Consider the following 24,223-nt stretch of genomic DNA (forward strand, 5'->3'; position numbering starts at 1 on the left):
GCAGGGGCGGGGCCCGCTGTATCGTCCCTCGCGTGGATCAGACCGGACCCCAGGTGCCGCCCTTCGAGCCGGGCGAGGATGCCCGCGCCGAGGCGGCCGCCGGTAAGCCATTCCTCAAGGCCCTCAGTGAAGCCCGCGACCGCATCCCGCTGCTCACCGAGGTCTTTGCCACCCAGGACACTTCCGCAGCCGACGCCAGCCGGGGATCGTGGCCTGACCCTGCACCCATGAGCAGCCGGGACCTACACGAGTTCCAGCAGCGCGGTCAACCGCGTGACTAGGTACCTCACCCCTGATCGCTGAGCGGCCCCTCAGCCTCATCCGAGGGGCGACGTACGGAGCGGACTTGCGGAGCGACTGATGTGAGTGGCCGCTTCTCCCGTTCTCAACGGTGATCGCGCGGAAGTCTTGAGCCGAGTCGTGAAGTCGGCGGGGTACGGACACGGCATCCAGACGTCCCAGATCTCCTTCGGCGTGACCGATACGGCGCCGGCGAACGTCGAAGTAATCGCGGACGTACTTACTCGAGACGGATCTCAGGGCAAGGAACACCCTCGACGACAAGATCGGCGGATACCGGAGAACACCCAACGGCTCACAGAGATGGTTTCCACGCGAAGCCAGAGTGTTGCGAGACTGCGGTGAGAACGTACGGAGGACGTAGCGAGAAGGTACTCCGACAACGATCGCGGATGTTGGCATCGAATCCGATGACGTGAGAGATTGTCGTACGAGCTAAGTCGAGCAGACTAGAAGTAACTAGAGCTCGATGAAGTCTCGCCCCGGAAGGGGTGTAAGCACGAAGGGCCTAGCTCCGGCGGGAACCAGAACTAGGCCTTCACGCAGTTGACGAGCCCGGTCGAGTAGATGCCGACCGGGCTCGCTGCATGCAGCTGCCGGTCCGACCGGGTCCTCGGGTGGGCACTCAGAAGTACTGAGCGAACTGTCCCACCAGGGCGATGGCCGCCACCCCGAAGCTCAGCGCGGACAGGATGACCTGCCACTTCTCAGGGCCGGTCCACTTCTTCCTGCCGTGCTTGTCCAGGTCGGACATCGCACCACCACCTCACCTTTCCCTCCGTCCGGCACCCGCGGTCCGGGTCCCGGTGGTCTGTGAACTCGCTTCCCCCAACGCGGAGTTCAAGGGAGGGTCTGGTGAGGCGGGATTCATACTACTGGGGCTGCCGACAGTAGACGTCACCTCAAGTGCAAGTCGCTCGCCTTGCGTTGACGGCTGAGTGAGGGGCGGAAAGCCGTAGCACGACTGTCCGCCGGCTTATAGCACACCCGCCCGCTGCGGTGGGATCGGGCTGTACTTCCCGCATCCGACCGCGGTCGGCAGACGAGACGGTTGCCGGGACCGCCGCGGCCGCCGTCGCGGACTCATTCGTCATGGGAGAGCACTCCGCTCATCCCTCCCCGTCAGCGACCGGGTCCGGCTACCGTGGGGGCATGGCCAGGGAAATCCGCATCGAGATTGATGACGAGCAGTACGAGCAGCTGAAGCGCGAGGCGCACCAGCGGCACGAGGATCCGGATGTGTACGCCAGCCGCGTCCTGGCCGACGGCCTGAACAAGGCGCGGTTCCTTCAGGGCTGCGCCGAGTTCCTGGCCACGCCGGGAATGCGCGAGGAGTTCGCCAGCCGGTTCGGCCCGCAGCCCGGGCCCAGCGCTACCGCTGCGTGAGGGCGGACCTGCCGCAGTGGACCTGACCATTGATCTTCCGTGGCTGCTGGAGCTTGCCCGCACCCAGCTCGGCGACCCGGACGTGACGGACTGGGGAGCCCTGGAGGCCGCCCGCGCCCGGCACTGCTTCCGCGTGATGGACGACCTCATCTACGACCAGCCCCACCACCGCGCCGCCGCGCTGTTCCACTCGCTGTGCCGCGTCCCGGCGCTGGAGCACAGCAACGCCCTGTTCGGCATCACCGTCGCGGCCGGCTACCTGCACGCCAGCGGCAGGACGGTACGGTTCACCGCCAAGGAGGCGGCTGACCTAGCCGAGCAGGTGACGGCCGGGGACGTGGACATACGGGCCCTCGCCGACACGCTCAAAGAGTGGACCGAGCGAGCCTGAACCCAGGCTCGGTCCAGGAGAGACGTTGAGATCTCCGCCCGGGGGCAGGAGTCATGCCGCCGCCGGTTCGGGCAGCTGACCTGGCTCGGTCTCGACGATCTGTATGTCGCTGCAGCCAGCGTCTTCGAGTTCCTGCTTGCGTCTGCCGGCGCTCGGCTTGTCGTAGGCGACGGCGGAGGAGCGCGGGATGCCGTCCGGGTCGGTCCAGGTGAGCGCGAAGTTCTGCATCGTGATCGTCATGCGCCCCATCATCATCGTCGGCACTGACAATGCCTCCGCTCTCGTCCCCATTACGGGCCGCTGACCGAGGCCGCGACCCTGAGCCTCAGGGGATCACCTCCACAGGGCTCGGGAGTGGTCAGTCGAGCAGCCGTAGCAGCGCGGCCGCCATGGCGATCATCGTCTCCGCCTGGGTGCGGCTGTAGGTGAACGTCTTGGTGACGGCGTCCTTGTGCAGTGCGCCGCTCGCTTGGTCCTCGAGGGCGGCCCGGATCCACGCCCAGCGTTCTTCCGGGGTGCGTTCACGGGCCGGCTTGTTCCCGGGCCAGGACCAGCCGCTGTTGCCCTTGATGTACTCCAGCGCGCGACGCGCTTCGAGCATGGCGCCGTCGATGTCGTCGTCCCGCAGTCGGCGCTGTGCCTCCCGCAGGTAGCCGACGGCTTCCTGGCGCTGTTCATCGTCCGCGGGGAAGGGCACGGACATCTCGACGGCGAGGGACGGACCGAGGCCCTCGATCTGCTGGCGCCAGCGGCTCTCGGCGACGGAGATGTGCAGCGTCGCCGAGGCACCCGGGTAGGAGCTCGCCTGGGGCAGGGTGGCTCGGACCTCGATCTCCAGGCGGAGGTCGCCGGAGCGGTGTTCGTCCAGGGCCCGTACCTGTGTGCTGGTGAGCATGTAGCGCAGCTCCGGGCGCTCGACGGAGTCGGGGCGGAATGCGACGGTGGCCGTGGCGGTGCCGAGCATGCCCCGCTGCCCGTTGTCGAACGGCGCCCACAAGACGGTGTCCAGTATCAGCACGCGCCCGGCCTCGGCGGCCGCCGGGGTTTTCACCTCCAGTTGCAGGCGCAGGCTGTGCGCGCCGAGCTCCTTGAGGAGCATCAGGCTGTTGTCCCGGTGACCGATGGCCACGGTCCCGACGGGCGCGTCGAAACGCAGTTCGTCCATCGTGCGGCGCCTTCCTGGTGGTTCGCGTGCTGCGCCGATTGTGGGGCCTGGACTCGGCACAGTGCCCGGCATTTACGTATCGGGCTCCACGCTCTGTCCCATGCGAGGCCGGCCGGACCCACGCGCACACGAAGCGGAGCTTAGGCTCCGTCCGGTGGAGACGTTCTGGATCATCGTCATGGCCGTCCTGTGGGGTGCGGGCGCAGGCCTGCTCATACCGCGCGTCGCGTACCGGCTCTCCGTGCCGCCCGAGGAGCCGTGGCGGACAACGTGTCCTGCCGGACATCCCCTTGCCGGGATCGCCGGCGGTTGGCTGGGGCGGGCCCAGTGCACCGATGGCGACTCCTACGGTCCCAGCGCTCCCCTCATCGCCGCCGTCTCAGCCGTGGCCTGCGCTGTACTGGCGGCCGCGACCGGGGCCCGCCCTGAGTTGGTGGTCTGGCTGCTGCTCGCCCCGGTGGGCGTATTGCTCGCCGTCGTCGACTTGGCGGCGCACCGGCTGCCCGACGTGCTCACTCTGCCACTTGCCGCGGCGGCGCTCGTGCTGCTCGGTGTCGCCGCGTTGCTGTCCGGTGCCGGCGGCAGCTGGACGTCCGCGCTGCTCGGCTCCCTGATTCTGGGGGCCTGCTACTTCGTGCTCTTCCTCATCAGCAGGGGCTTCGGGTTCGGCGATGTGAAACTTGCCCTCGTCCTGGGCGCGGTCCTGGGCTGGTACGGCTGGGCCATCGTCCTGGTCGGGACGTTCGCCGGGTACCTGCTCGGCGCGCTGTACGGCATCGCCCTCATGCTCGCAGGCCGGGCAGGCCGGGACAGCAGGATCCCGTTCGGTCCCTTTCTTCTCGCCGGGGCGTTCGCCGGCGTGCTCCTGGGCTCCTACGCCCCTTGAACCCGGCCGCCGGGTCGGAGAGGACGCTGGGCCGGTGGCTGTGCTGATGACGCACCTGGCCAGCTTCGTGCTGGCTAGCCTGGGATTGGTGCGCCCGTCATGGGCGGCTGCACGGCGAGAGGGAGTCGATGACCGACCAGGCAACCAGGCCGCAGGCCAAGGCCGATCCCAGCACACTGTCGGTGGAGTTCCGGCATGTCCACCGTCTTATCGATCCCGCCGCCGAGGGCGTCCAGACCTGGCAGATCTCGCTTCTCGCGGACGACGAGACGGTAGGCACTCTGCGCGCCACGCGCGGCCTGTACTGGAAGGCCCACAACCTGCGCCAGCGCATGGCCGACGAGCAGTCCTTCCCCGCGGTGGTGTCGGAGCAGCTCCTCGACTCCGCTGGCCAATTCCGCCCGGAGTTCGAAGAGTTCGTCGACCTGCCGGGCAGTGTCCTCGTGGTCGACGACCTCCACATCGCCGCGCCCTGGGACGATCCCTGGGTTGTCGCCGACCTGACGTCCAGCGTCATCGACCGGCTGACGGACAACCAGTTCGCCGTGGTCCTCCCTCGTGTGTCCGGTGACACGGAGGCGGCTCTCCTCACGGAGGCGGGCGTCCTGCTGAGCGCCGAGCCGTTCTCCGACGAGTTGCTGATCATCGACACGTCGCTGGCCGCCCCCGAGGAAGCCGCGCACCGTGTGCGCGAGCACCTGCGCTCCCGCGCCCGCTATGGCGGAGCCGACCCCTGGTGCGACGACTGGGACGAGGAATACGAAGAAGAGGTCGAGGTGCTCACCGCGCGTACGCGAGCAGTGCTGCACCTGGCCCTTCGAGAGCTGTCGGACGAGGCGTGGCAGGAGGTGCCGGCGCTGGGTGACCAGCCGCTGCAGCGGGAGGCCGGCGGGGTCTTCGGCTCACTGCCGCGGGGGACGTGGCGACAAGACGGCCACTGGCGACGGCAGATGGCCCGGGCCTTCGACGATCTGGCCGGCGACTGTGCGTCCACCGTCGACGTCGAACCACGCTGCACCGGCGAGGAGATGGCCCTGCACCTCGGCATCGCCCGCGCCCAGGACCTGACGCGCAACCGGCCGCGGCTCGTGTCCGAAGCCGTGGCGGCCCTGCCCGAAGACCGCCGGGATTTCGACTGGGATGCCTGCTCCGATGACCTTTTCCAGGATCACGACGTGCTGATGCTGTTCGACAACACCCTCGACGGGATCGAGGACCCGAGCAACGGCATCCATCAGGCCATGGGCATGGTCAACCTCGCCCCGAACGAGTGGTTCGCCCCGTTCGACCCCGACCAGGGTCGCGGCCCCGATCGCGGCTTCCGGAACCCGTGACCGCAGCCCGCTGCCGAGTGGGCCGTACGTCGTGCCGTCGGCCGGGACCGGAACCAGGGGTGGCCGCAGGTCACTCCGTGGAATGCCACCAGTTGCGCAGGGGCGCGGCACCCGCGCCTTTGGCGAGGGAACCGTCTGGATTGCGGTCGGGCATGCCGACGAGCTGCCGCTCGATCGGGCTGAGGGTGGGATCGGCGAACAGGTCGGTGGCTGGGTCGTCGACCGGGTGGAGCCACCGGTAGCCGTACTGGAGCATCAGGGCGATGCGGGGACGGCCCGAGAGGTTGATGCCGCTGGCGTGCCAGGTGCGGTTCTCGAACAGCACGGCGTCGCCGTCCTTGAGGTCGGGCGTGAGCGCCCCGACGGGATCGGCCGCGCCGTCGGGGATGCCGGGTTCCTCGGTGAGGAGGTGGCTGCCCGGCAGGAACATGGTGAGCCCGCAGTCGCCGGTGATGGGGGTGAGGTAGTGGGCGACCTTGATGGCCATGCGTGGCGTGTGGGCGAAGCCGAGGTCTGCGGTCACGCCGTACATGTCGCGGTGCCATCCGGGTCGTTCGGGGGTGCGGATGGTGCGCGGAGGGCCGGAGGGCAGGGCGATCAGGTGGGCGGAGAGCAGGTGCAGGTTGGGGCTCAGCAGGCCGACGACGGTCGGGAGGGTGCGGGGGTTGGCCAGCAGGGGCAGGAAGGCGCGATCGAGGTTGAGACAGCCGCGGAAGCCGTCTTTGCCGTCGCCTCCTCGGTCGCGGCCGCGGGTGATGTCGCCGGCGAGGAGCCGTTCGGCGGCGGTCAGCAGACTGGCGCGCAGGGCAGGGTCGATGGCCTGGCGGATGACGGCGTAGCCGTCGCGGTCGAAGGCGTTGAGGATGGCCGGGTCGGGCTGGCGGGGCGGGGTGAGGGCGGTGGTCATGATGCGGTGGCCTCCGTCGGAAGCTGGGCGGTGTGGGTGGCGAGCCGCCACAGGCTGTCGTCGTCGAGGCGGCAGTGGGCCAGGAGTTGTGCCTGGGTGAGTGGGCGGCCGGGGTCTCGGTAGCCGAGCACGGTGAGGCGGGCGCCGGGATGGCGGGCGCCGAGCAGGGCGTGGACGTCGGCCGGGTAGCCGGTGGTGGCGAGGATGACGGGCGCGCGGGCGCCGAAGTGTTCGGTGAAGGCCTTCTCGGTCAGGGCGAGGGGGCGGGTGCCCGGTTCGGCCAGAACGGTGAGGTCGTGCACGTGGACGTAGCGCAGCCGCAGGTGCGGGTGTTCGGTACGCAGGCGGCGGGCCAGGGTGGTGAGCCGTTCGGCGGGCAGGTCGCCGGCGGATGCCAGGACGAGGTCGGGCTCGCCGGGGTCGGGGTGGCTCAGGTGCGGCCAGCGGGCGATGCCGTGGCGCAGTTCCTCATCCAGGGTTTCCAAGGGGTGCTGGGGTGTGGGGTGTTTGCCGGCGATGACGACGGTGCAGCGCTCCAGCTTGCGCAGGGCGAAGGTGAGGGCCGCGGCCGTGCGGGCGGGGTCGGCGGGGGTGAGGACGTGGACGGTGGGGTCGCCAGTGGCCAGCAGGGCGGAGGTGAGGGCGGGGTTTTGGTGGGTGTAGGTGTTGTGCCAGCCGAGGCTGGTGAGAAGGTGCACGATGCTGGGCAGGGGGCCGAGCTGGGCGTGGCGGCGCAGGGCCCGGTGCTTGAGCTGCTGCTGGATGAGGCTCGCCGTGATGGGTGCGAACGCCTCGTAGCCGACGATGAGGGCGTGGCGGCCGGTCTCGGTGTAGCCCTGAGCCCAGGCGTGGCAGATCTCCTCGCTGAGGATCTCGACCATCCACGGCAGGGGGCGACCGTGTTCGTCGGTCAGGTCGATCCGGTTGGAGGCGAGCTCGTCGGGGCTGAACACGCGGAACGGGCCCTGGCCGGCGCGGGCGCGAAGCACCGCCGGGATGGCCTGCGGGAACGTTGCGCCCGTCGCGGCTTCGGCGACGTGGGTGCTGGCGGCGATGCAGCCGCGCGGCGGTTCGAGCGCCGTCTGGGGGCGGGGGGCGGTCGGCAGGGCGGGCAGCAGCATGGGGCGCGGGCGGCCGTCGCGGGTCAGCAGGCGCGCAGGCTGATAGGAGGTGAGCCACCGCTCCAGAGCGGTGAACTCCTCCTGGCATTGCGCCGGTCGCGGCAGCGGCGTCTTGTGAACGGCCGGGGTCCCGGCGATCGGGCGGCCCGCGACGCGGCCGGGAGCGCCATGGCCCTTGTCGAGAGTCAGGACGAGAACGCTGCCCGGGCCGGGCATGCCGAGCGGGCGGGCGGCCTCGAGGGCGTCGGCGAGGGCACGGCGCAGGTCGGCGATGCTGTGGCCGTCGCTGTAGACGGGCCGGTGGCCCAAGCCGGTGAAGTGCGCGTCGAGTTCGGGGCGGGTGAGCGTGGACAGCAGGCTCGGGCCGCCCATCTTCTGGCCGTTGAGGAGGACGACGGGCAGGACCGTGCCGTGGCGGCCGGTGCCGGCCAGGGCCCGGGTGGCGAGCCAGGCGGCGGCGGTCGTGCCGGTCTCGCATTCACCGTCGCCGATCAACGCCACGGCCAGGCGGTGGGGGGCGTCCAGGACGCTGCCCTGGGCGATAGCGAGAGCGGGGCCGAGCTGCCCGCCGGTGTGCGGTTGGCCGGGGATGAGCGGGGTGATCTCCCCGCCGAAGTGATGGGGGAAGCCGGTCACGAGCGTGTGCAGGCCTGCGGCGCTGTGGGTGAGATCGGGGTGAGCGTCCCCGAGGCGGCCGGTGAGATAGGCGTGGGCCAGGGCGGACGGTCCGGCGTGGCCGGCGCCGTGCAGGACCAGGACGTCGTGGGTGTCGGGCACCGTCTTCTGCAGGGGGCCCAGGGCAGCGAGGACGCGGTTGACGGGCGGGCACACGCCCCAGTGCCCGGCCGGGCGGGGCTTGATGTCGGCCGGGGTCAGGGGACGCTCGAGGAGCGGGTTGTTCCGCAGGTAGAGCTGGGCGAGGCACAGATAGTCCAGGGCGTCGGCGACAGCGGCCACCGCAGAATCGGGCACGGACTGTGCCGTGGCACGGGCCAGGTCAGCCCACATCGGATGCTCCCTCGGTCAGGGCCGCGGCGACGGCCCGGGGATGAACGGTTCCTTCGCGGTGCAGGCGGGCGGGCTGGCTGTGGGGGCAGTCGACGACCGTCATGTGCCGGCCCTGCGGGCAGATCCCTCCGTCGACGACGGCGGCGATCCGCGCCCCGGTCTGTGCGTTGAACGCGGCGACGTGGCCGGCGGTGAGCGCGGGGTGGTCCTCAGCCGTCGCGGCCGGGGTGGAGATGCTGCACGCGGCCGCGGACAGCGGCTCGCCGGTCAGGCGGAGCAGCTGTCCGAGGATGCCGTCGGGGCAGCCGACGAGTGCGGGGTCGCCGATGGCGGGCAGCCGGGCCGCGTCCGCCCGCCACGGCAGGCGCAGTGCCACCTCTCCCGGCCACAGGTGCTGGGAGAGGGCGCACGCATCGGTGCTGAGCTTGAAGTGCGCCTGGGCGGTGGGCAGGGCATCGATGAGGAGCAGCAGCGGCTTGCGCTCGGGGCGCTGCTTGATGCGCAGGATGGTCGCAGCCGCTGCCGGATCGGTGGCGCGGGCGGCCAGCATGTACCAGCGCGGTGTGGGCACGGCCACCACGGCGCCGCCGGTGAGGAGTTCGGCTGCCCTGTCGAGCTGGGTGGTGGTCAGGATGTCCATCAGGGCTCCCGCTCGGCTCTCGGCGTCAGGAGCCGGAGTGGGCTTCGGCTGCCGGGCCGGCGAGGCCGGGATACTCCAGCCATGGATCGGTGAGCGCGGCCTCGGCGAGGCGGGCGTGGTCGGCGTGCCGGATGCGGAAGTAGGCCATCACCCGGGGCACCGGGCTGGTGTTGATGCCGACGCGGTGCGGCACGAGGTGGTGCATCACGATGACGTCGCCGGGGCGGGCGGTCAGCGCGGTGCCGTCCTGGTGGGCGATGTCGTCAGGGGTCTGTGCTGCCTGCCCGCGTGTCCATTCCTCGGCGAAGTAGCGGGCCATGCGCTGGTGGCCGCCGGGCAGATAGTGCAGGGCGCCGGCGTCGCCGGTGGCGCTGCCGGACAGGACGACGCCGGCGATGAGGGTGAAGGTGTTGAGGTCTTCGGGGTGCAGGTGGGGGCAGGACACTCCGTCGACGTGCATCGCTTTGACCGGCTGCTCGGCGCCGTCCGGTAACCGGATCTGGATCTGGGCCGTGGTGACGGGGGCGGTGGGTGCGGGGTGCAGGAGCTGGGTGACGAGCTCGTGCAGCCCGCTGTCGTGAAACAGGCCGAGCAGGTCCGGATGGCTGGCAAGGTCGGGGGCGAAGGTCTGGTTGGTGTACGCGGTCAGCCGGGCGGGGTCGTAGTGCTCGCGCATCCAGGCGTCGACGAGCTGGGCGGCGGGCTGCAGGAGCCGGTCGGGGATCATGCCGCGGCGTATCAGGACGCCGTCGGCGACGAATGCGTGCAGGTCGTTCATGGTGAGCGGGCCGGGAATCGGCATGGCGAACCTCCAGGATCCGAGTCGAGGCGGGCGGGGACACGGTGGGGTCCCCGCCCGCAGGGCGTCGTGAGGGGTCAGGGGCGGCGGGCGATCAGGACGTCGAAGCGCGCGTGCTCGATCAGGCCGTCCGCGTCGGCGTGTTCGGTCAGCAGGGTGTGAGCCCGCTCCTCGAACTCCTGCAGCCGGTCCCCGAACAGGGGACGGGAGGCGAAGGACGTCGAGTACAGGTAGCCGATGACCGTCTGCGGGGTCCAGGGCCGCTCGACGTCGATGGTGTGTTCCTCGACGTCGGCGAAGGGGGACTCGGCGAGGATCTCGCGGTAGGGGCGGTCGTGCGCCGCGTAGGTCTTATCCTTGCCCGCCCGGCGTTCGCTGCCGGTGTATTCCTGGATCAGGGACCGCAGGGCGTCCGTCCATGCCGAGCGGGCCGTCCAGAGGCTGCCGTCTCCCATGACGACGACGGCGGCGTCCTTGGCCGTGCAGCCGTCGAGGAGTGACAGTACGGCCGGCTGGTCCATCCAGTGGAACGCGCGGCAGACGGTGACCATGTCGGCCGCCCAGTCGGCGTGGGGCGGGACGAACTGCTCGGCCGGTTTGTTGTGCAGACGGATCGTCGTGTCGGGCAGGCCGGCCAGCGCTTTGTCGGCTTCCGCGAGCATGCCGGGGTCCCGTTCGACGACGTCGATCTCGGCGAAGGCCTCGTGCAGGGCAGCGGGTACTTGCCCCGTTCCCGATCCGAGGTCGAGGAGGACCGGGTGCTGCTTGCCGGCGACTGTCTGGCTGAGGAGGCGGACGGCAGCCTCGGGGATGCCGGGCCGGTAGGTGGCGTAGTAGGGGGCGGTGTCAGCGAACTCGCTCATGATGTTCCCTCTCTGGTGGTGGGCGAGGCCTTGGTGGCCTGCTCGATGTGGGTAACCGCGGTGTCCAGGTCGGGCACGGTGTGCACCCGTCCGGGGTGGGAGGCCAGCAGCCGCCGGGCCTCGGGGCCCGGGGCGGCTGAGGTGATCCACAGCGCTTGTGCGCCGGCGGCGAGAGCGCCGTGCACGTCGCAGGCGAAGTTGTCGCCTACGTGCAGGACCTCGGTTGCCGGCACGCCGTGGAGGGCGGCCACCGTTAGTACAGCCTGCGGATCGGGTTTGGCGAACCCGAGTCGCCAGGACGGGTAGTGGCCGGCGAGATGCGGCGCCAGCAGCGCCGCCAGGTCGCAATCGTGTTCGTCCCAGTACGTGACGTTCGACAGGGTGACCACGGGCACGTGGCGAGCGATCCGGGCGACTGCATCGCGGGCGCCGGGCCACAGGGTGAAGGGCTCAGGCCGGTGCTCGTATGGGAACGCGGCCGGATCCACCTGCAGGGCCCGGCAGAGCGTCCGGATCGCGGCGGTGTCCTCGGGCGGGACGTGGTGCAGGTGCTGCTGGACCAGCTGTTTCGCCTGCGCTTGGGGCAGTGGGGAGAGCGCGGCCAGTCGCTGGGTGATCGTTGTCCCGGTGGGTTCGCCGAGGGTGTAGCCGACGTCCAGGCTCACCAGCCGCACGCGGTTCGTGTTCACCGCGCCTCCGCCAGGGCTGTGATGATCGCCTTGATCCGCTGCGCTCGCACCGGGCTGCCCTCTCGGGCCTCCCCGAGAAAGGTCAGCAGCTGGCGTGCCTCCGGCTCGCTCCACGCGCCGGTGTCGATGCCCGCCGCCGCGGCTGCCCGGGCGAAGTCCTCGGGGACCAGCGGCGGCCGCCATCCGTGCGGCAGCATCAGCGTGCCGGTGAAGGCCTGCCCGTCGTGGGCTGCAGGCAGGTCCTGGCCGGGCAGCGGGGACAGGACGGTGACGTCGTCGAAGGTGAGGATCCGTACCTGCAGTCGGCACGGCGCCGGGGCGTCGCCGAGGACAAGCGTCGCGGTGAGGAAAGTGGCGTGGCCCGTCAGCCGCTCATCGAGGACGAACAGATGCGTGCGGCCCCGGCGTTCTTGCTGCGTGCCGTGGACCGGCAGGTCGCCGGTGCTGGCCGGTGCCATCAGCAGCGCACCTCCAACCCCAGCCCCGGCCGGTCGGGCAGGGCAGCCCGGCCGTCTTCCGGGACGACCGTGCCCGACAGGGCTCGCTGCCGCTTCGGCTCCCACACCACCTGGTACTCGACGGGCCCGGCCACGTGCAGGAAGGCCGCGGCCACGTGCAGGGCGGGCAGGAACGCCCGGCCGTGCAGGAGGACCGGCACGCCGGCCTGCTCAGCCAGCGCCATCCAGGTGCAGGCCTCCGTGATCCCGCCGCACCACGCCACATCGAACGTGAACGCGACTGGCCCCAGCTCCAGTAGTTCCCGGGCGCTGCTCGCGTCGCTGAGGCGTTCACCGAAGGCGACCGGAAGCGAGCACTGTGCGCGCAGTTCGCGGTAGGCGGTTCGCTCGGTCCGCGGCAGCGGATCCTCGACCCACCGCACGGCGCCAGGCGGCAGCAGAGACGCCAGGCCGGCCGCGGTCTCCGTGTCCCAGGTGCCCAGCGCGTCCAGCGCGACAGGGGCCTTCGCCCAGGAGGCGGCGCGCCCGGCCAGCGCGGCCATCTGCTGCACGTTCTGGCTGCGGCGCATCGACCATTTAGTGAACGCGAATCCCTGGGTGGCGGTGTTGCGTACGGCATCGGCGGCGCCGTCCTGCTCGAGGTCCAGGGAGAGCCATGATCCGTACACCGGCACACGGGATGCCGGGGTGTCGGTCAGCAGGGCGGCCACGGGCAGGCCGGTGAGCTTTCCGTGCAGATCCCACACCGCGCAGTCCAACGTGCCCGCCGCCCAGCGGCCCAGGCCCGCCCCGTGCGGACCGAGCCGGACCAGCAGCCGAGCAAGGAGCCCGGCGTGGTCCGACACCCGGCAGCCGATGGCCGTTTGGCCCAGGCCGGCGGCGACCAGCGCGGCGGGCAGCTCATCCACCGGCCCGAAGACGCCGACCGTGCCGGCCGCCGCGACGACCACCGCGTACCGGCTGTCGCCCTCCTGGAACGGGCCGGTCACCGACTCAGGCAGAGACACGACGCGCACGTCGTCGATGACGACGTCAGCCGCGTGCATCGAGCAGTTCCTGGCCCGCGTAGGTGAAGTACCACAGCGGCCGGTAGCACTCCCAGCCCACCGGCCGCAGCCCGGTCGGCGCCATGGCCTGCTCAATCGCCTGGCGGGCGGCCAGGTAGTAGTCGAGGGTCTCGGCTCCCGCCACCCTCAGGCCGGCCATCAACGGGGTGTGGGCCTGGAACACCTGGAAGTTCGGGAAGCAGGTCGACACCTCCGCCATCGCCCCGATGCCCTCGACCATGCGGTCCATGGGATCCAGGCCGACGATGTACGTGTAGGACGTGTCCAGTCCGCGGGCCAGCGCCCGGGACAGCAGATCCGGCATCTGCTCCGGCAGCAGGCTCGCCTTGGTGTCCTTGAGCATCACCGGACGGCGGGTGAAGCACTCGGCCGTCAGCCGGAGCACGAACGGGGTGACCTGCTCGGCCAGGGCGTCGAAGGCGGCGTCCGTGCGCAGCACGGAAGTCAAAAACCCGATCCTGGCCTTCACACCTGCGCGGGTCAGCGCGGCGCGCAGGGAGACCAGGTGGGAAAGCGCGGCCTCCTCCCGCTCGAAGCAGCCGGTCGAGACGGTGACTTCCGTCAGTTCGGAAAGGTCGTGGCGGGGGTGCTGCTCGACGAGGGCGAGCAACAGTTCGTCCAGGCCCTGGTCCTCACCCATCCGCGGATCGGCGGCTGCCTCCAGCGTGTTGGGGCAAAAGGCGCACCCCACACAGCGGCTGCGCGCGTTGGGGTTGAGGGTCGCCGCACGGCCGCCGTTGCGGAAGTAGCCGCCAACGGCCTCGTCGGCATCGATCCGCTCGACGTGAGCGATCACCTTCCCTTCGAGCACCAGGTCCTCACCGCGCAGCCGGAAAGGCGAGGCAGGCTGGTTCAGAGGCACGATCACCTGCCACGCCACGGCCGGCTGCCGCACCAGCCGCAGATTGATCCGGGCCCGGTGGCGCTCCTGGTGCTCGGAGGTGATGCCGAAGAGGTTCACCGCGATCAGCAGAGCATCCTCCACCGGCACGCCGTACTGCAGGGCGCTCGGCTCCAGGTCCCGGAGCCTGTTGTCGCCCGATAAGGGTTCGTGCAGCATGTGTGCTCCCGTCATCCAGACTGTGGGTCGAGCAGGCCGGAGCTCCGCGCCACGCGGAACCAGACCTGCTTGCCGACCGGGGTGTACTCGACGCCCATGGCGTCGGTCAGGGCACGGACGAGGCTGACGCCGCGTCCGCATTCGTCGTCCTGCGCTGCCTGCGGGAAGACCACCGGTTCCTGCGAGAAGTCCGTGACGACGACCAGCAGGCCGTCGCCCAGGTCCCGCATCAGCAGCTCGCATTCGCCGGATGCGTGCTGGACCACGTTGGTCAGCAGCTCTGTCGCGCTCGTTACGGCAGCTTCTGCCAGGCCGGTCATGTGCCACAGGTCGAGGTACGCGGTCACGATCCGGCGCAACGCGCCGATCTGCTGGGCACGCAGGTCGGGGAGGGCGGTCCTGACCTGGCGGACTGCTCGGGGCATCACCACGGTCACCGACCCTTCGTCCTCAGCAGTTCACACCTGTCACATCCTGTGATCAGGTGCGCGCGGTGCGTACATCGCGATGATGGACCGTCACTTCTCAGGCAGGCAAGGTTTCTTGCAGGAAAATTTTCCGATCGGATATCTGGCATATTCGCGAACCGTCCTGACCGCTACGATTCGCAGAAACGGAAGGCGGAGGCGTGGTCGAACCGACACCGCGGCGGCGGCAACTCGGAGTTGTCCTGCGACAGCTCCGCGAAGAACGGGGCTGGACCGGGGAGGAAGCCGCCCGCAGGCTCGGATACAAGTCCCCGGGCACGGTCAGCAAGATCGAAAAAGGGACGCAGGGCGTCACCATCCAGCAGCTGCCCAACATCTTCCAGGTCTACGGGATCGAGAGCCCGGACCTGCAGGACAGCCTCCGCAACCTCGTCCGACGGGCAAGAGAGCCGGACTGGTGGCAGCGCTACGAAGGAGTGGTCGATGACCCTCTCGGCGACTACCTGATGCAGGTAGAACTCGCCAGCGCGCTGTTCTCCTGGAACCCCAACGCCGTACCCGGGCTACTGCAGACCCGGTCCTACGCCCGAGCAGTCGTCGAAGCGAGCCGGGCCTGGAAAACCACCAAAGACATCGACCACTTCGTCGACCTGCGTATGGAGCACCAGGCGAAGATGGCCGCCCGCACGCCGCCGCTCAGGTTCTGGGCCGTCATCCCCGAAGGCGTGTTGCGGCAAGAGGTCGGGGGGCGTCCCGTCATGCGGGAACAGCTCCAGCACCTGGCCGCGCTGGCCGCAGACGAGCCGAACGTCACCGTTCAGGTCCTGCCGTTCAGCGCCGGCGCCCACGCCGGGATGGACGGCCCGTTCCTCCACCTCACCTTCCCGGCCGGCCCCGACGTCATCGTCATCGAATCCATGCGGGCCTCGCTCCACATGAACCAGGCCGACAGCGTCGAGCAGTACCGCACCACGGGCGACCTTCTGAAAACCGAAGCCCAGACCCGCCAAGCCTCCGTCAGCCTGCTCACTTCAATCGCCAAGGACCTCGCATGAACGGCAAGACCCGCATCGACCACGCAGGGCTTCTGGAGCAGATCAACACCGCAACCTGGGTCAAGAGCAGCCGCAGCAGCGGCGGCACCAACTGCGTGGAGATTGCCTTCCTGCCGCAACTCGTCTGCTTCCGCGACTCCAAGAACCTCGACCAGCAACCGCTGCTCTTCACCACCAGCGCCTACGACGCCTTCATCGGCGGCCTTGAGCAGTCGGAACTGCCCCTCTGAACCACAGAACGGCATGACGACTCCACCGCGCGGCCTGCACCCGCGGCAGGCCCTGGCGGGCCTGTCGTGCGGTCGCGGAGGGCCCGGCCTGTGGCTCGCCGATCAGACGCGCTCGCCCCTGATCGGCACGTGTGCCGTGCGCTGCCAGACTGACGGCGTGAATGCGTCCTTGCCACTACGGGAAGCCGCCCGCGCCGTCCTCCTCGACGCCGACCATCGCGTCCTGCTGCTGCGCTACGCCGAGCACGGGGGTTACTGGGCCACACCCGGCGGATCTCTCGAGGAAGGCGAAACCCATGCCGCCGCGACGCTGCGCGAACTGAGCGAAGAACTCGGCATCAGCCCGACGTCTGTCCAACTGGGCATGCAACTCGCTCAACGCAGCACGGAACAGCTGGTCGGGGAACGCGAAGTCCGACAAGTGGAGAGGTACTTCCTCGCCCACGCCTCCCCGGCCGACGTCCACGTGGACCAAGCCACTCAACGCGACAACATCCAGACTCACCGCTGGTGGACGCTGGGCGAGCTCCGCAGCACGCGAGAGACCGTCTACCCCGCGGGGCTTGCCGACCTGATCGCCGCAGTGGCGGACGGCCGGCACCCGGAGCGTCCCGTCATCCTGGCAGGCTGAGAGCGAAGGGCGCAGCAGAGTTCCCCCGCCTGCCGAACTCGTGGCCCATGGAAGATGCGATTCCTTGGTCGCGTGGGGCAGCATCGCCTCATGGTCGACTTTGTGCCCTCCCCAGACGAGGTGGCCGCAGCGCAGACACCCGACGGGGGCTGGACGAGAAAGCAGCTTGCGGAGTGGGGGGTTCCCTGGCCTCCACCACCGGGCTGGCGCAAGCATTTGGAGGCGAAGTGGAGGGGCGAGGATGTCGGACCGCTGCCCCACCAGGAGCCGGACCAAGACACCCTGTTCTGACGCATCTGCTGATTCGGCTCCCTCGCCAACCGTTGCTGTCGCGTTGCTGCAGGTGGGCGGCCCGTCTCCGCGTGATGGCCGGAGCACGCTTGAGTGATCGGCTGAAGGCGTCCTGTCGGTTCAATGAGGCTGCCCGGCATACTCCTAGGACTCTGATCAGGTGTTACTAGGAGGGGACGCTCGTGCTCAAGGCATGGCTGGAGGAGTTCAAGGCCAATCAGGAACTCAAACGGCGCATCGAGCTGGAGAAGTGGGAGCAGGAGAAGCGGTGGCGCGAGGAAGACCGCGCAGCCACCCAGAAGGCGATCGCCGCCAACGCGGTGGGAGCCGACGAACACGGCGCGGCGATGAAAGCCGCCGCAGGTGTCTCGTATCTGACCCTGGTCTGCCACGAGGACACGTGGACGTTCGTCGCCACCGAGGCATTCGGCCGGTGGAAGCCGTGCTGGATCACGAGCACCCACGACCAGAACGACACGCGCGGCCCGAACACCGCGTGGGTCGGACACCGGTGGATCGTGGCCCCGAACCTGCCCGAGGGCCGCATCACCAAGGACAAAGACGGGTCCGGAATGCAGAAGGTGGTCCTGTCTGGGCACAACCTGGTGCGCATCCTGGAGGCGCTGCGCGAGGGGGCATCGACGGCGCAGTCCCTGCCGCGCGCGGCCCGGTGCCGCACCCTGTACAGCAAGTTCGCTGACTTCGCTGCCCGGGTCGACCCCGATGCCCCGGCCGGTCAGACCACTGGCGTCGAGTTCCGCATCGACGACACCGTGGACCTCACCGACCGGTCATAGAGCTGCACCGACCCAGACGCGGCATCGGGCGCACCGGGTATCTCCTCCCCAGGCCAGTCGCCGGGACCCTTTGGCGCCTGGCCGCCAATGACGAGCCTCCGCAGGGCCCCACCTGCGAAGTCAATCCGTCGGCAAGAGCCGTCCGCCACGCAGTGGCCACGTGTGGTGGGCACAGACGTCCCAGAAGCACGACGTGGCGCGCATCACAGCTGCACGTTCAAGATTTATTGCCGGTTCGGGTGTCCCAGGCAGCCATTAACAGGCGAACGCTTCGACAGCGACCTGAGGAGACACGCCACCCTGCCCAACGCCTTACCGCCACAGAGAACCCAGCCTCGTCGGCCCATCCGCGCGCACGACGACTTGGAGGCCGAGTTCGCCAGGTTCTCTGACCACCGGATCGCCGCGGTGCTGCGTGGCTTGCAGCCGGCGGAGGCCGCTCTTGCCCTGGATTGGGCCTATGCCGGAGGGAGTTGGGCGGAGAGTGCGGCCGCGTTGGGCCTGGCGCCGGAGGCGGGGCAGCGCGTGCGACGCAAGCTCAAGCGGCTCGGCACCCGGTACACCGAACGGTGCTCTGCCGCACGCGCGTTCACCGCTGTACACCGTCCAGCCGTAGTCGGGGCGCAGGAGGTGCTGGGGTGAGCCTGCTCTCCAACGCAGTGCCGGAGTTCCTCGGGAGCATCGCCGCCACCGTCGCGGTCACGGTCGTCCGCTGGGGTGCGAGCGCACTGCGGGCCCGCGCGTCCAGGGCGCGGCAGGCCGGGACAACCCGGGAACCCGGTCCGACTGAGCCGTGATCTCCGTACGCAGGACCGACGGCAGCGATCGCCGCTCTGAGGCCTGGTGGCGGACGGTCAGCCGGACTGGGGCGGATCGACGGCGAACTCGTAGGCCACTTCCCAGCTGCGGTCAGGGACGACGATGTCGGCGGTTTCCACGGCGCGGCCGTCGCTGGCGAAGTACGTCCGCTCGATCGCCAGGACCAGGTCGCCGGCGTTAAGACCGAGCAAGTCGGCCTGCTCGGGGGTAGCGCGGGCGGGCCGCGGGATCTCCAGCCAGGTTTCGATGTCGACGCCGATGGAGCGCATCCGCTCGACCACGCCCTTGCCGGCGAGGGGGCCCATCTCGGGAAGCAGGATGGGTGTGTCGCCGGTGATGGCCATGGGCTCCCAACTGACGGAGAGCTGGGCGGGCTTGCCGTCGGCGAGGAACTCGTACGCCGTGCGCACGGTCGGGTCACCGGGCTCGATGCCAAGGCGCCGGGCGATGCGCTCCGGGGCGGGCGCGCGGGCCTCGGAGGCTGACTCCCAGGTTCCGTTGCTGCCGACCTCGTACATGTCGGCGCGGAAGGGGCTGCCGCCGCGGCGTTCGCGGTGCCGGGAGCGGATCATCCGGCGCCGCTCGCGTGGCGGGGCCACGTAGGTTCCTGACCCCGCACGGCCCTCAAGGAGCCCTTCGACAATGAGGCGCTCCATGGCCTTCTGCAGCACGTTGGGGCCCACGCCGTAGTGCTGGGCGAGCTGTGCGCGGGAGGGCAGCCTCGCGCCCACCTCCCACTCGCCCTGCGCGAGTCGACGCCGCAGGTCGCTTGCGACCACCTGGTGCGGCGGCGGCTCGGCGTTGCCCATGCGCGGACTCCGTACTGGTCGGCGGCTGCTCTCGGTGCCGGTTCACGGCTCTCGATTGACAAGTTAATGCATCAGGTTCAAGCTAATGCATCAGATATACGTTACGTGATCACGCGTGTACAGGGGAGATCCGTGAGCTCGCCGACGACCAGGGCCACCGCGATCGCCTCCATGCTCAGCACCGCGCTCGGCATACCTCTGGACGACGACGATCCCGAGGCCGTCCGGACCGAAGCCACCGACACCGGTCTCCGTATCTCGGCACCGGTCCCCGCCGCGCTCAGCGAAGCGGTCCACGTCCACGTGCTCGCCTTCCTGACGCGAACCGCCGACCGCTTCGGACACACCCAGCACGACGGCACTTCCGTCATCTGGGCCGAGATCGAGACGGCCGGCGCCGGAAGGGAAGCCCCGTGAGCTTCCCCGCCTACACGGCGCCCCGCCTCCGTCAGCTGCATCGCGCCGAACGATCACCTCGAAGGCCCTGGAGCTGACGGCATGACCCATCCGACACCCATCACTGCCGGCCCGCCCCGCACACCGGCTGCGGACGCCCCGGCCGGTGCGGACGTCGTGCTGTACACGACCAGCATCAACTCCCGGATCGCCGTTCAGACGCTCGCGACCCTGCGCAACTTCGCCGAACAGCAGGGGTGGACCGTCGCGCACGAGGCATACGACCTGGCACCCCTGCACATCCCGGCCCGACAGCGCACCGGTTGGCGCACCGTCGAATGGCTCCTGGCCACCGGCGAGGCAGCCGGCCTGGTCGTACCGGCCGAGCACGAGGTAGCCACCACCCCTGCAGAGCAGCGAGAACTTCGCGAGTGGCTGCTGAGCCTCCCGGCGTTCGCCGCCTACCCCCACGCCGGACACCACGAAACGCTCCCGCCCGTCACCGAGGCCTCCGGCGGCCCGGAGGTCGTCCTCACCGCGCCTGTCGACCGGGAATGGTCCCGTTCCTACGCCATGGCCCCGGCGAGCCTGCGCCAACTCCGGGACCATGCCCGCATGTTCCTTACGCTGCTGGGATGGCCCGGTGACATCGCCACCGCGATCGAGGTGCTGTCCCGGCTCGCGCACAACGCCGTCGTGCACGCCCAGCCCGACGAGGCGCCGACGCGCATGGCCGTACGCCTGGCCGTGGCCGAGGACGATGCGCTGGTGATCGACGTGCAGGACCCGCGCCCGGACGTCCCGCTCAGCGACGCCGCCCGCGATGGCGAGAAGGGAAGGGGGCTGAAGTACGCACGCCTCCTGGGCGCGAGGCTCAGCTGCTTCATGTCCGAGGACGCCCGCTTCAAGACGGTCCGGGCTCAGCTGCTGCCGGGCGAGGTGTCACTGTGACCCGCTCGCAGTCCTCCGCCGATGCGGCAGGACATGAAACCGGCAGCCCAAACGGAGTGCGCCTGTCGCCCGAGCAGTGGGACCACTGGTACCAGACCGGCTGGCCCACCATGGTCAGCCACAAGGAAGCCCAGCTCTTCTACAACCACGTCGCCCCGAGCCCCGGAACGTCAGCCGTGGACCTCGCGTGCGGCAACGGCCAGTGGACTCGGCAGCTCGCCGCCTGGGGGCTGAACACACACGGCTTCGACTTCTCCGCCGAAGCCCTCCGCCAGGCCGCAGCGGCCGGGGCGCCCAACGTTGCGTACACGTACTGGGATATCGACGGCGATCCCATTCACCACAACCTGCGTCCGGGCAGCGTCGACCTCGTGACTTGCCGCTACGCGCTCCCGTATCTCCAGTACGAGCGGCTGCTGACGGACGTCGGACGCTGGCTGCTTCCCTCCGGCACCTTCTACGCGCTCGTGTACGTCGACCAGCCCGGCGTAAGCAGGAAGCCGGACGCCGATCCCTTCCACCGGGGCTTCACCGAAGACGAAATCCAGGCTCTGAGTTCCGGATGGGCATTCCGCCGGACGTACTCGCTGAGCCGGAGCCAGAAGGCGGTTGTACTGCGCGGCTACAGCTGAACACGCCCTGCCGTCCGGCCAGCGGCACAGCGGGAAACCAGCTCCCGGCGCCGGGCCATGCCCCTTCCCCCGAGGGCGGACCCGGCGCCGGGTCTTGCACAGGGCAAAGCAGAGTTCAGCGGCGGACGTGGATACGGACCTGGACCGTTCCGCCAGTGGCGGCCGCCGCGGCTCCGAGTCCGATCACGGGTGCTAGGTAGTCGCTGTTGCCGCTGAGAGTGAGCACGATGACGGCGATGATCGTGCCCAGCACGGATAACGCGCTGATCCAGGTGAGCGCCTTCGCCATGGTCGATGAAGGCGCCGAGGCGCTACGGTCGGTCTGAGTCACGGGGATGTACTCCTCCAGTTCCGGGGTTCTTCTGTGACCCGGGGAGAAGCCGGCCGGACCGGCGTGACGGGCTGTCCAGCCCGGCTTCCCCTCGGGAGATCGTGTGGTGCAGTTCGGACCGGTGCGCGCGCCGGCATTTCTCCGATCGAAGCCGAGCGCGCTGCGCGCCAACACCCCCCTTCGGGCGTCGGACTCCGCTAACGCCGTTAAAGATCGTTAAGCGCGCCGTCATCGAAGCACGGTCGTTTCGCGTGCGGGGCAGCTCTCTGAACGTGGCCGCGAAGTGGCCACGCTTCGCCGAGATGGCCATGAAGTGGCCAAGCAACGGCCGCGGTTCGGCGTTGACATACGCCCCGGCACCATGGTCGTCCGGAGCGCCCAGGACCTCTGTCCTCCCTTCTGTGCCGGTACTCCGATGGAACGCCGACACCGCCTCGGTCACGAGCCCCGTCGGGCATGAACCTTGTGAACGGTGCACGCGATGCGCGAGAACCCGCGTTTCGTCTACGTGAAGTGATCGAAGCACCTGGGGCTGCGCGAGCAGAGGCCTCTGCCGTAAGTGGGGTGAAGTGGGGAACAGCCCGCCGGAGCCCCGGATTGGGGTGCTTTACGCCTTCGGCCCCCAGCCCCGGAAGTCCGGTACGCCCCGCTTAGTGGCCCTGGGCTGCGCTCATGGAAGTGGGGCGAAGTGGGGGACCGCTGCCCCTTGACGCGTCGGGTCGGTGTGTCGAGCTGGAGATGCTCGAAGCGCAGACCTGCACCTTCTTCTCCGAGGACGTCGTAAACAGTGTTCCTTTTACGAGGGATGGCGGGTTATGGTCGCGCTCTGCGAGATCTTGTACGGAGGTGCCCCGGATGGAGAACGCCGCGCCCGCACGCCGAGGTCGTCCTCCGGGTATCCGGACTGCCGAGGGGGAGCTGACGAGCCGCCAGGCGGCGATCGTCCGCTGTATCACGGAGGCGGTCCGCCGACAGGGCTACCCGCCGTCAATGCGGGAGATCGGCCAGACCGTGCATCTCGCGAGCACATCCTCGGTTGCCCACCAGCTGATGGCGCTGGAACGCAAGGGTGTCCTCTACCGTGATCCGCACCGTCCCCGTGCCTACCGGGTGCGGCCCTCGTGGGCGCCCGATCTGGGAGACCGGAGCGAGACGCCCGTCGACGTGCCGCTCGTCGGCCGGATCGCCGCCGGCGCACCCCTGCTCGCCACGGAGATGGTCGAGGACGTCTACTCCCTGCCCCGCCAGGTCGTGGGCGACGGCGACCTGTTCGCCCTCACTGTGTCCGGCGACTCCATGATTGACGCGGCGATCTGCGACGGCGACATCGTCACCGTCAAGCGGCAGGACAGCGCCGACCACGGCGACATCGTCGCCGCGCTCCTGGACGACGAAGCCACGGTGAAAGTGCTGCGCCGACAGGACGGGCGGGTGTGGCTCATGCCGCGCAATGCGTCGTATCAGCCGATCCCCGGCGACGAGGCGCGGATCCTCGGCAAGGTTGTCGGCGTCCTCCGCCTTCTCTGAACAGCCCGGCCCGGCCTGCCACGACGCCGAGCGGGGTACGGACGAACCGATAGCCTTTTCCGACTCGGCAGCCCGGACGACCCGCTGGTGCAGGAGGTCGCCAAGCAGGCACGGCTGCTGCAGGCCAGCCGGGTGGGCTACCGCAAACGGGACAGCCTGTACGAGGCGTACATCCCCGACGGCACGGCCTTCGGAGGGCGATCGCTGCCACCGATCCGCGGCCTGTCCTTGGCCGCGGCAGCGGCATGCGCGTCCAGCCCGGCCGGGACGAAGAGTTCGACCAACTGCACACCGACTACTTCGCCGTCTGGGACCGATCCCGCGCGTACACGGCCGCCGTCCTCGCCCTACTGAAGGCCCGCACGTAACGACCCCCGCTCGCCCGACGTCGAGTTGACCCGCGGCGACTTCACCCGGAGACCCCGCGCACCTGGGACTGGTGTGGCACCGTGGACCCGGGCGGGTCCGTCACTCCCCCCGTGGTGACGGACCACGCCTCACTATGTCCCCGCCGACACCCGCTCGGGCGGGGAAGCCTCCTCGAGGACCTGCCGCAGATCGGTGTACATCCGCAGCCGCACACCCGGCTGGCCGGCATCTCGGGTGGTGCATTCGGCGGGCGCGGTTCCCCAGGTCCGGGCGATCGCGGCCTGGAAGGCGAGGACGGTAGCGTCGTCGATACCCGCCACGTCGATGACGAGCAGGCCGGGTTCGGACAGGTGCACTTCTTGGATCGGTTCCACGCCTGTCAGTACGTCTTCGTGCCCGCCGGGGTTCTCTGCAGGCTCCGGATTCACCCGACCGGGCGAGTGTCAGTGCCGACGTCTACCGTCCCTTACATGACCACTTCGCCGAACTTCCGTGACAACGCATGGGTGTTGGAGGCCACCATCCAGACAGCGCCGGCCGCCGATGCCCAGTGGCAGAAGCAACTCGACAAGCTCCGCGAGATCGCCGCGTACGAGCCGGAGACGCAGACGTGGCACGCCCGGCTTGGCGCGCTCGACCTGGCGGGCGTGCAGATGCTGCAGACCCTCTTCGACGCCGCACGCGTCCACGGCACCACGGTGGACCTCGCGCCCGTGGCGGTCCCGGCACACTGGAACGGCCCCGTCTTCACGAGGACTCCGGACGTGGCCGCTCTGCTGGAGGCTCAGACCGAGCGCGGTCGGCCGCTCGGTAAGCTGCCTCTGGCTTGAGGAGCCCGCGCCGGCTGAGGATCTCGAGCGCGTTGTCCGCCGCCTGGAGGTAG

The 24,223-nt window shown here is 69.8% G+C and carries 32 protein-coding genes; 16 read left to right on the forward strand and 16 right to left on the reverse strand.

The annotated features are described in order from the left end of the window. The first annotated feature begins 32 nt into the window (after positions 1 to 32). Entirely contained in the window at positions 33 to 281 is a 249-nt protein-coding gene (locus ACFY30_RS34205) for a hypothetical protein (RefSeq protein WP_390849028.1), read from the forward strand. Positions 282 to 925: 644 nt separating this feature from the next. Here ACFY30_RS34205 and ACFY30_RS34210 read toward each other — a convergent pair. Further along, entirely contained in the window at positions 926 to 1,054 is a 129-nt protein-coding gene (locus tag ACFY30_RS34210) for a hypothetical protein (RefSeq protein ID WP_275297652.1), read from the reverse strand. 398 nt (positions 1,055 to 1,452) lie between these two features. Here ACFY30_RS34210 and ACFY30_RS34215 point away from each other — a divergent pair, with 398 nt between their 5' ends. Continuing rightward, positions 1,453 to 1,686 (forward strand): hypothetical protein, encoded by a 234-nt coding sequence (locus ACFY30_RS34215; RefSeq protein ID WP_366016033.1) that lies wholly within the window; start codon positions 1,453 to 1,455, stop codon positions 1,684 to 1,686. A gap of 16 nt (positions 1,687 to 1,702) precedes the next feature. Beyond that, positions 1,703 to 2,077 (forward strand): fic family toxin-antitoxin system, toxin component, encoded by a 375-nt coding sequence (locus ACFY30_RS34220; RefSeq protein ID WP_390849029.1) that lies wholly within the window; start codon positions 1,703 to 1,705, stop codon positions 2,075 to 2,077. A 51-nt stretch (positions 2,078 to 2,128) separates the two neighbouring features. Here the strand turns inward: ACFY30_RS34220 and ACFY30_RS34225 are convergent, their stop codons facing one another. Together ACFY30_RS34225 and ACFY30_RS34230 are read right to left on the reverse strand one after the other, a co-directional pair. After that, positions 2,129 to 2,317, reverse strand: coding sequence for a hypothetical protein (locus ACFY30_RS34225; protein WP_390849030.1), 189 nt, complete (start codon positions 2,315 to 2,317; stop codon positions 2,129 to 2,131). A 118-nt stretch (positions 2,318 to 2,435) separates the two neighbouring features. Then, positions 2,436 to 3,242, reverse strand: a complete 807-nt coding sequence (locus tag ACFY30_RS34230) for a hypothetical protein (protein WP_390849031.1) — start codon at positions 3,240 to 3,242, stop codon at positions 2,436 to 2,438. Positions 3,243 to 3,420: 178 nt separating this feature from the next. Between ACFY30_RS34230 and ACFY30_RS34235 the strand changes: the two genes are divergently transcribed. After that, on the forward strand, positions 3,421 to 4,128 hold the full coding sequence (locus tag ACFY30_RS34235; RefSeq protein WP_390849090.1) for a prepilin peptidase: 708 nt from the start codon (positions 3,421 to 3,423) through the stop codon (positions 4,126 to 4,128). Between the two features lie 128 nt (positions 4,129 to 4,256). Continuing rightward, positions 4,257 to 5,462, forward strand: a complete 1,206-nt coding sequence (locus ACFY30_RS34240; RefSeq protein WP_390849033.1) for a hypothetical protein — start codon at positions 4,257 to 4,259, stop codon at positions 5,460 to 5,462. Positions 5,463 to 5,532: 70 nt separating this feature from the next. On the opposite strand, the gene ACFY30_RS34245 is transcribed toward ACFY30_RS34240, so the two are convergent. The 10 genes from ACFY30_RS34245 to ACFY30_RS34290 form a co-directional block, all read right to left on the reverse strand. Continuing rightward, entirely contained in the window at positions 5,533 to 6,369 is an 837-nt protein-coding gene (locus ACFY30_RS34245; RefSeq protein WP_390849034.1) for a phytanoyl-CoA dioxygenase family protein, read from the reverse strand. Continuing rightward, the gene (locus tag ACFY30_RS34250; protein ID WP_390849036.1) at positions 6,366 to 8,447 is read right to left on the reverse strand and encodes a phosphoketolase; all 2,082 of its coding nucleotides are present in this window, start codon (positions 8,445 to 8,447) and stop codon (positions 6,366 to 6,368) included. The genes ACFY30_RS34245 and ACFY30_RS34250 overlap by 4 nt, the downstream gene beginning before the upstream one ends. 40 nt (positions 8,448 to 8,487) lie before the next feature. Next, entirely contained in the window at positions 8,488 to 9,138 is a 651-nt protein-coding gene (locus ACFY30_RS34255; RefSeq protein WP_390849037.1) for an L-threonylcarbamoyladenylate synthase, read from the reverse strand. Positions 9,139 to 9,163: 25 nt separating this feature from the next. Then, complete coding sequence (locus ACFY30_RS34260; protein WP_390849038.1) at positions 9,164 to 9,940, reverse strand: phytanoyl-CoA dioxygenase family protein; 777 nt, start codon at positions 9,938 to 9,940, stop codon at positions 9,164 to 9,166. Between the two features lie 74 nt (positions 9,941 to 10,014). Next, positions 10,015 to 10,800 carry a class I SAM-dependent methyltransferase gene (locus ACFY30_RS34265; RefSeq protein WP_390849039.1) on the reverse strand — a complete coding sequence of 262 codons (786 nt, stop codon included), beginning with the start codon at positions 10,798 to 10,800 and terminating at the stop codon, positions 10,015 to 10,017. Next, on the reverse strand, positions 10,797 to 11,489 hold the full coding sequence (locus ACFY30_RS34270) for an HAD family hydrolase (RefSeq protein ID WP_390849040.1): 693 nt from the start codon (positions 11,487 to 11,489) through the stop codon (positions 10,797 to 10,799). Before ACFY30_RS34270 ends, ACFY30_RS34265 begins: the two co-directional genes overlap by 4 nt. Then, on the reverse strand, positions 11,486 to 11,947 hold the full coding sequence (locus tag ACFY30_RS34275; RefSeq protein WP_390849041.1) for a hypothetical protein: 462 nt from the start codon (positions 11,945 to 11,947) through the stop codon (positions 11,486 to 11,488). The genes ACFY30_RS34270 and ACFY30_RS34275 overlap by 4 nt, the downstream gene beginning before the upstream one ends. Next, positions 11,947 to 12,993 carry an enolase C-terminal domain-like protein gene (locus ACFY30_RS34280; RefSeq protein ID WP_390849042.1) on the reverse strand — a complete coding sequence of 349 codons (1,047 nt, stop codon included), beginning with the start codon at positions 12,991 to 12,993 and terminating at the stop codon, positions 11,947 to 11,949. Before ACFY30_RS34280 ends, ACFY30_RS34275 begins: the two co-directional genes overlap by 1 nt. Further along, positions 12,980 to 14,074 (reverse strand): hypothetical protein, encoded by a 1,095-nt coding sequence (locus ACFY30_RS34285; protein WP_390849043.1) that lies wholly within the window; start codon positions 14,072 to 14,074, stop codon positions 12,980 to 12,982. The genes ACFY30_RS34280 and ACFY30_RS34285 overlap by 14 nt, the downstream gene beginning before the upstream one ends. An 11-nt stretch (positions 14,075 to 14,085) precedes the next feature. Next, the gene (locus ACFY30_RS34290) at positions 14,086 to 14,499 is read right to left on the reverse strand and encodes an ATP-binding protein (protein WP_390849044.1); all 414 of its coding nucleotides are present in this window, start codon (positions 14,497 to 14,499) and stop codon (positions 14,086 to 14,088) included. A gap of 203 nt (positions 14,500 to 14,702) precedes the next feature. Between ACFY30_RS34290 and ACFY30_RS34295 the strand changes: the two genes are divergently transcribed. The 5 genes from ACFY30_RS34295 to ACFY30_RS34315 all read left to right on the forward strand — a co-directional run bounded on the left by ACFY30_RS34295 (position 14,703) and on the right by ACFY30_RS34315 (position 18,303). Further along, positions 14,703 to 15,557, forward strand: coding sequence for a helix-turn-helix domain-containing protein (locus tag ACFY30_RS34295; RefSeq protein WP_390849045.1), 855 nt, complete (start codon positions 14,703 to 14,705; stop codon positions 15,555 to 15,557). Beyond that, positions 15,554 to 15,787, forward strand: coding sequence for a DUF397 domain-containing protein (locus tag ACFY30_RS34300; protein ID WP_390849046.1), 234 nt, complete (start codon positions 15,554 to 15,556; stop codon positions 15,785 to 15,787). The genes ACFY30_RS34295 and ACFY30_RS34300 overlap by 4 nt, the downstream gene beginning before the upstream one ends. Before the next feature lie 13 nt (positions 15,788 to 15,800). Continuing rightward, complete coding sequence (locus tag ACFY30_RS34305) at positions 15,801 to 16,418, forward strand: NUDIX hydrolase (RefSeq protein WP_390849047.1); 618 nt, start codon at positions 15,801 to 15,803, stop codon at positions 16,416 to 16,418. Between the two features lie 473 nt (positions 16,419 to 16,891). Continuing rightward, on the forward strand, positions 16,892 to 17,506 hold the full coding sequence (locus ACFY30_RS34310; protein WP_390849048.1) for a hypothetical protein: 615 nt from the start codon (positions 16,892 to 16,894) through the stop codon (positions 17,504 to 17,506). A gap of 638 nt (positions 17,507 to 18,144) precedes the next feature. Continuing rightward, the gene (locus ACFY30_RS34315; protein WP_390849049.1) at positions 18,145 to 18,303 is read left to right on the forward strand and encodes a hypothetical protein; all 159 of its coding nucleotides are present in this window, start codon (positions 18,145 to 18,147) and stop codon (positions 18,301 to 18,303) included. Between the two features lie 57 nt (positions 18,304 to 18,360). Here ACFY30_RS34315 and ACFY30_RS34320 read toward each other — a convergent pair whose 3' ends face one another. Continuing rightward, positions 18,361 to 19,134: a GntR family transcriptional regulator gene (locus tag ACFY30_RS34320; protein WP_390849050.1), complete on the reverse strand. Its 774-nt coding sequence runs from the start codon at positions 19,132 to 19,134 to the stop codon at positions 18,361 to 18,363. 132 nt (positions 19,135 to 19,266) lie between these two features. Between ACFY30_RS34320 and ACFY30_RS34325 the strand changes: the two genes are divergently transcribed. The 3 genes from ACFY30_RS34325 (at position 19,267) to ACFY30_RS34335 (ending at position 21,113) form a co-directional block, all read left to right on the forward strand. Continuing rightward, complete coding sequence (locus tag ACFY30_RS34325) at positions 19,267 to 19,551, forward strand: hypothetical protein (protein ID WP_390849051.1); 285 nt, start codon at positions 19,267 to 19,269, stop codon at positions 19,549 to 19,551. An 81-nt stretch (positions 19,552 to 19,632) separates the two neighbouring features. Next, on the forward strand, positions 19,633 to 20,481 hold the full coding sequence (locus ACFY30_RS34330; protein ID WP_390849052.1) for an ATP-binding protein: 849 nt from the start codon (positions 19,633 to 19,635) through the stop codon (positions 20,479 to 20,481). Continuing rightward, entirely contained in the window at positions 20,478 to 21,113 is a 636-nt protein-coding gene (locus ACFY30_RS34335; RefSeq protein WP_390849053.1) for a class I SAM-dependent methyltransferase, read from the forward strand. The genes ACFY30_RS34330 and ACFY30_RS34335 overlap by 4 nt, the downstream gene beginning before the upstream one ends. A gap of 115 nt (positions 21,114 to 21,228) precedes the next feature. On the opposite strand, the gene ACFY30_RS34340 is transcribed toward ACFY30_RS34335, so the two are convergent. Next, positions 21,229 to 21,444: a hypothetical protein gene (locus ACFY30_RS34340; RefSeq protein ID WP_390849054.1), complete on the reverse strand. Its 216-nt coding sequence runs from the start codon at positions 21,442 to 21,444 to the stop codon at positions 21,229 to 21,231. A gap of 855 nt (positions 21,445 to 22,299) precedes the next feature. Here ACFY30_RS34340 and lexA point away from each other — a divergent pair. Together lexA and ACFY30_RS34350 are read left to right on the forward strand one after the other, a co-directional pair. Then, a complete protein-coding gene (gene lexA, locus ACFY30_RS34345) occupies positions 22,300 to 22,971 on the forward strand; it encodes a transcriptional repressor LexA (RefSeq protein WP_390849055.1) in 672 nt (223 codons plus the stop codon). Between the two features lie 245 nt (positions 22,972 to 23,216). Further along, entirely contained in the window at positions 23,217 to 23,339 is a 123-nt protein-coding gene (locus ACFY30_RS34350; protein ID WP_390849056.1) for a hypothetical protein, read from the forward strand. A gap of 132 nt (positions 23,340 to 23,471) precedes the next feature. Here ACFY30_RS34350 and ACFY30_RS34355 read toward each other — a convergent pair whose 3' ends face one another. Further along, positions 23,472 to 23,714, reverse strand: a complete 243-nt coding sequence (locus tag ACFY30_RS34355; RefSeq protein WP_390849057.1) for a DUF6207 family protein — start codon at positions 23,712 to 23,714, stop codon at positions 23,472 to 23,474. A 96-nt stretch (positions 23,715 to 23,810) separates the two neighbouring features. Here ACFY30_RS34355 and ACFY30_RS34360 point away from each other — a divergent pair, with 96 nt between their 5' ends. After that, positions 23,811 to 24,170, forward strand: coding sequence for a hypothetical protein (locus ACFY30_RS34360; protein ID WP_390849058.1), 360 nt, complete (start codon positions 23,811 to 23,813; stop codon positions 24,168 to 24,170). Positions 24,171 to 24,223 lie beyond the last annotated feature (53 nt).

This window comes from Streptomyces sp. NPDC000345, from assembly GCF_042898825.1.
Classification (GTDB): domain Bacteria; phylum Actinomycetota; class Actinomycetes; order Streptomycetales; family Streptomycetaceae; genus Streptomyces.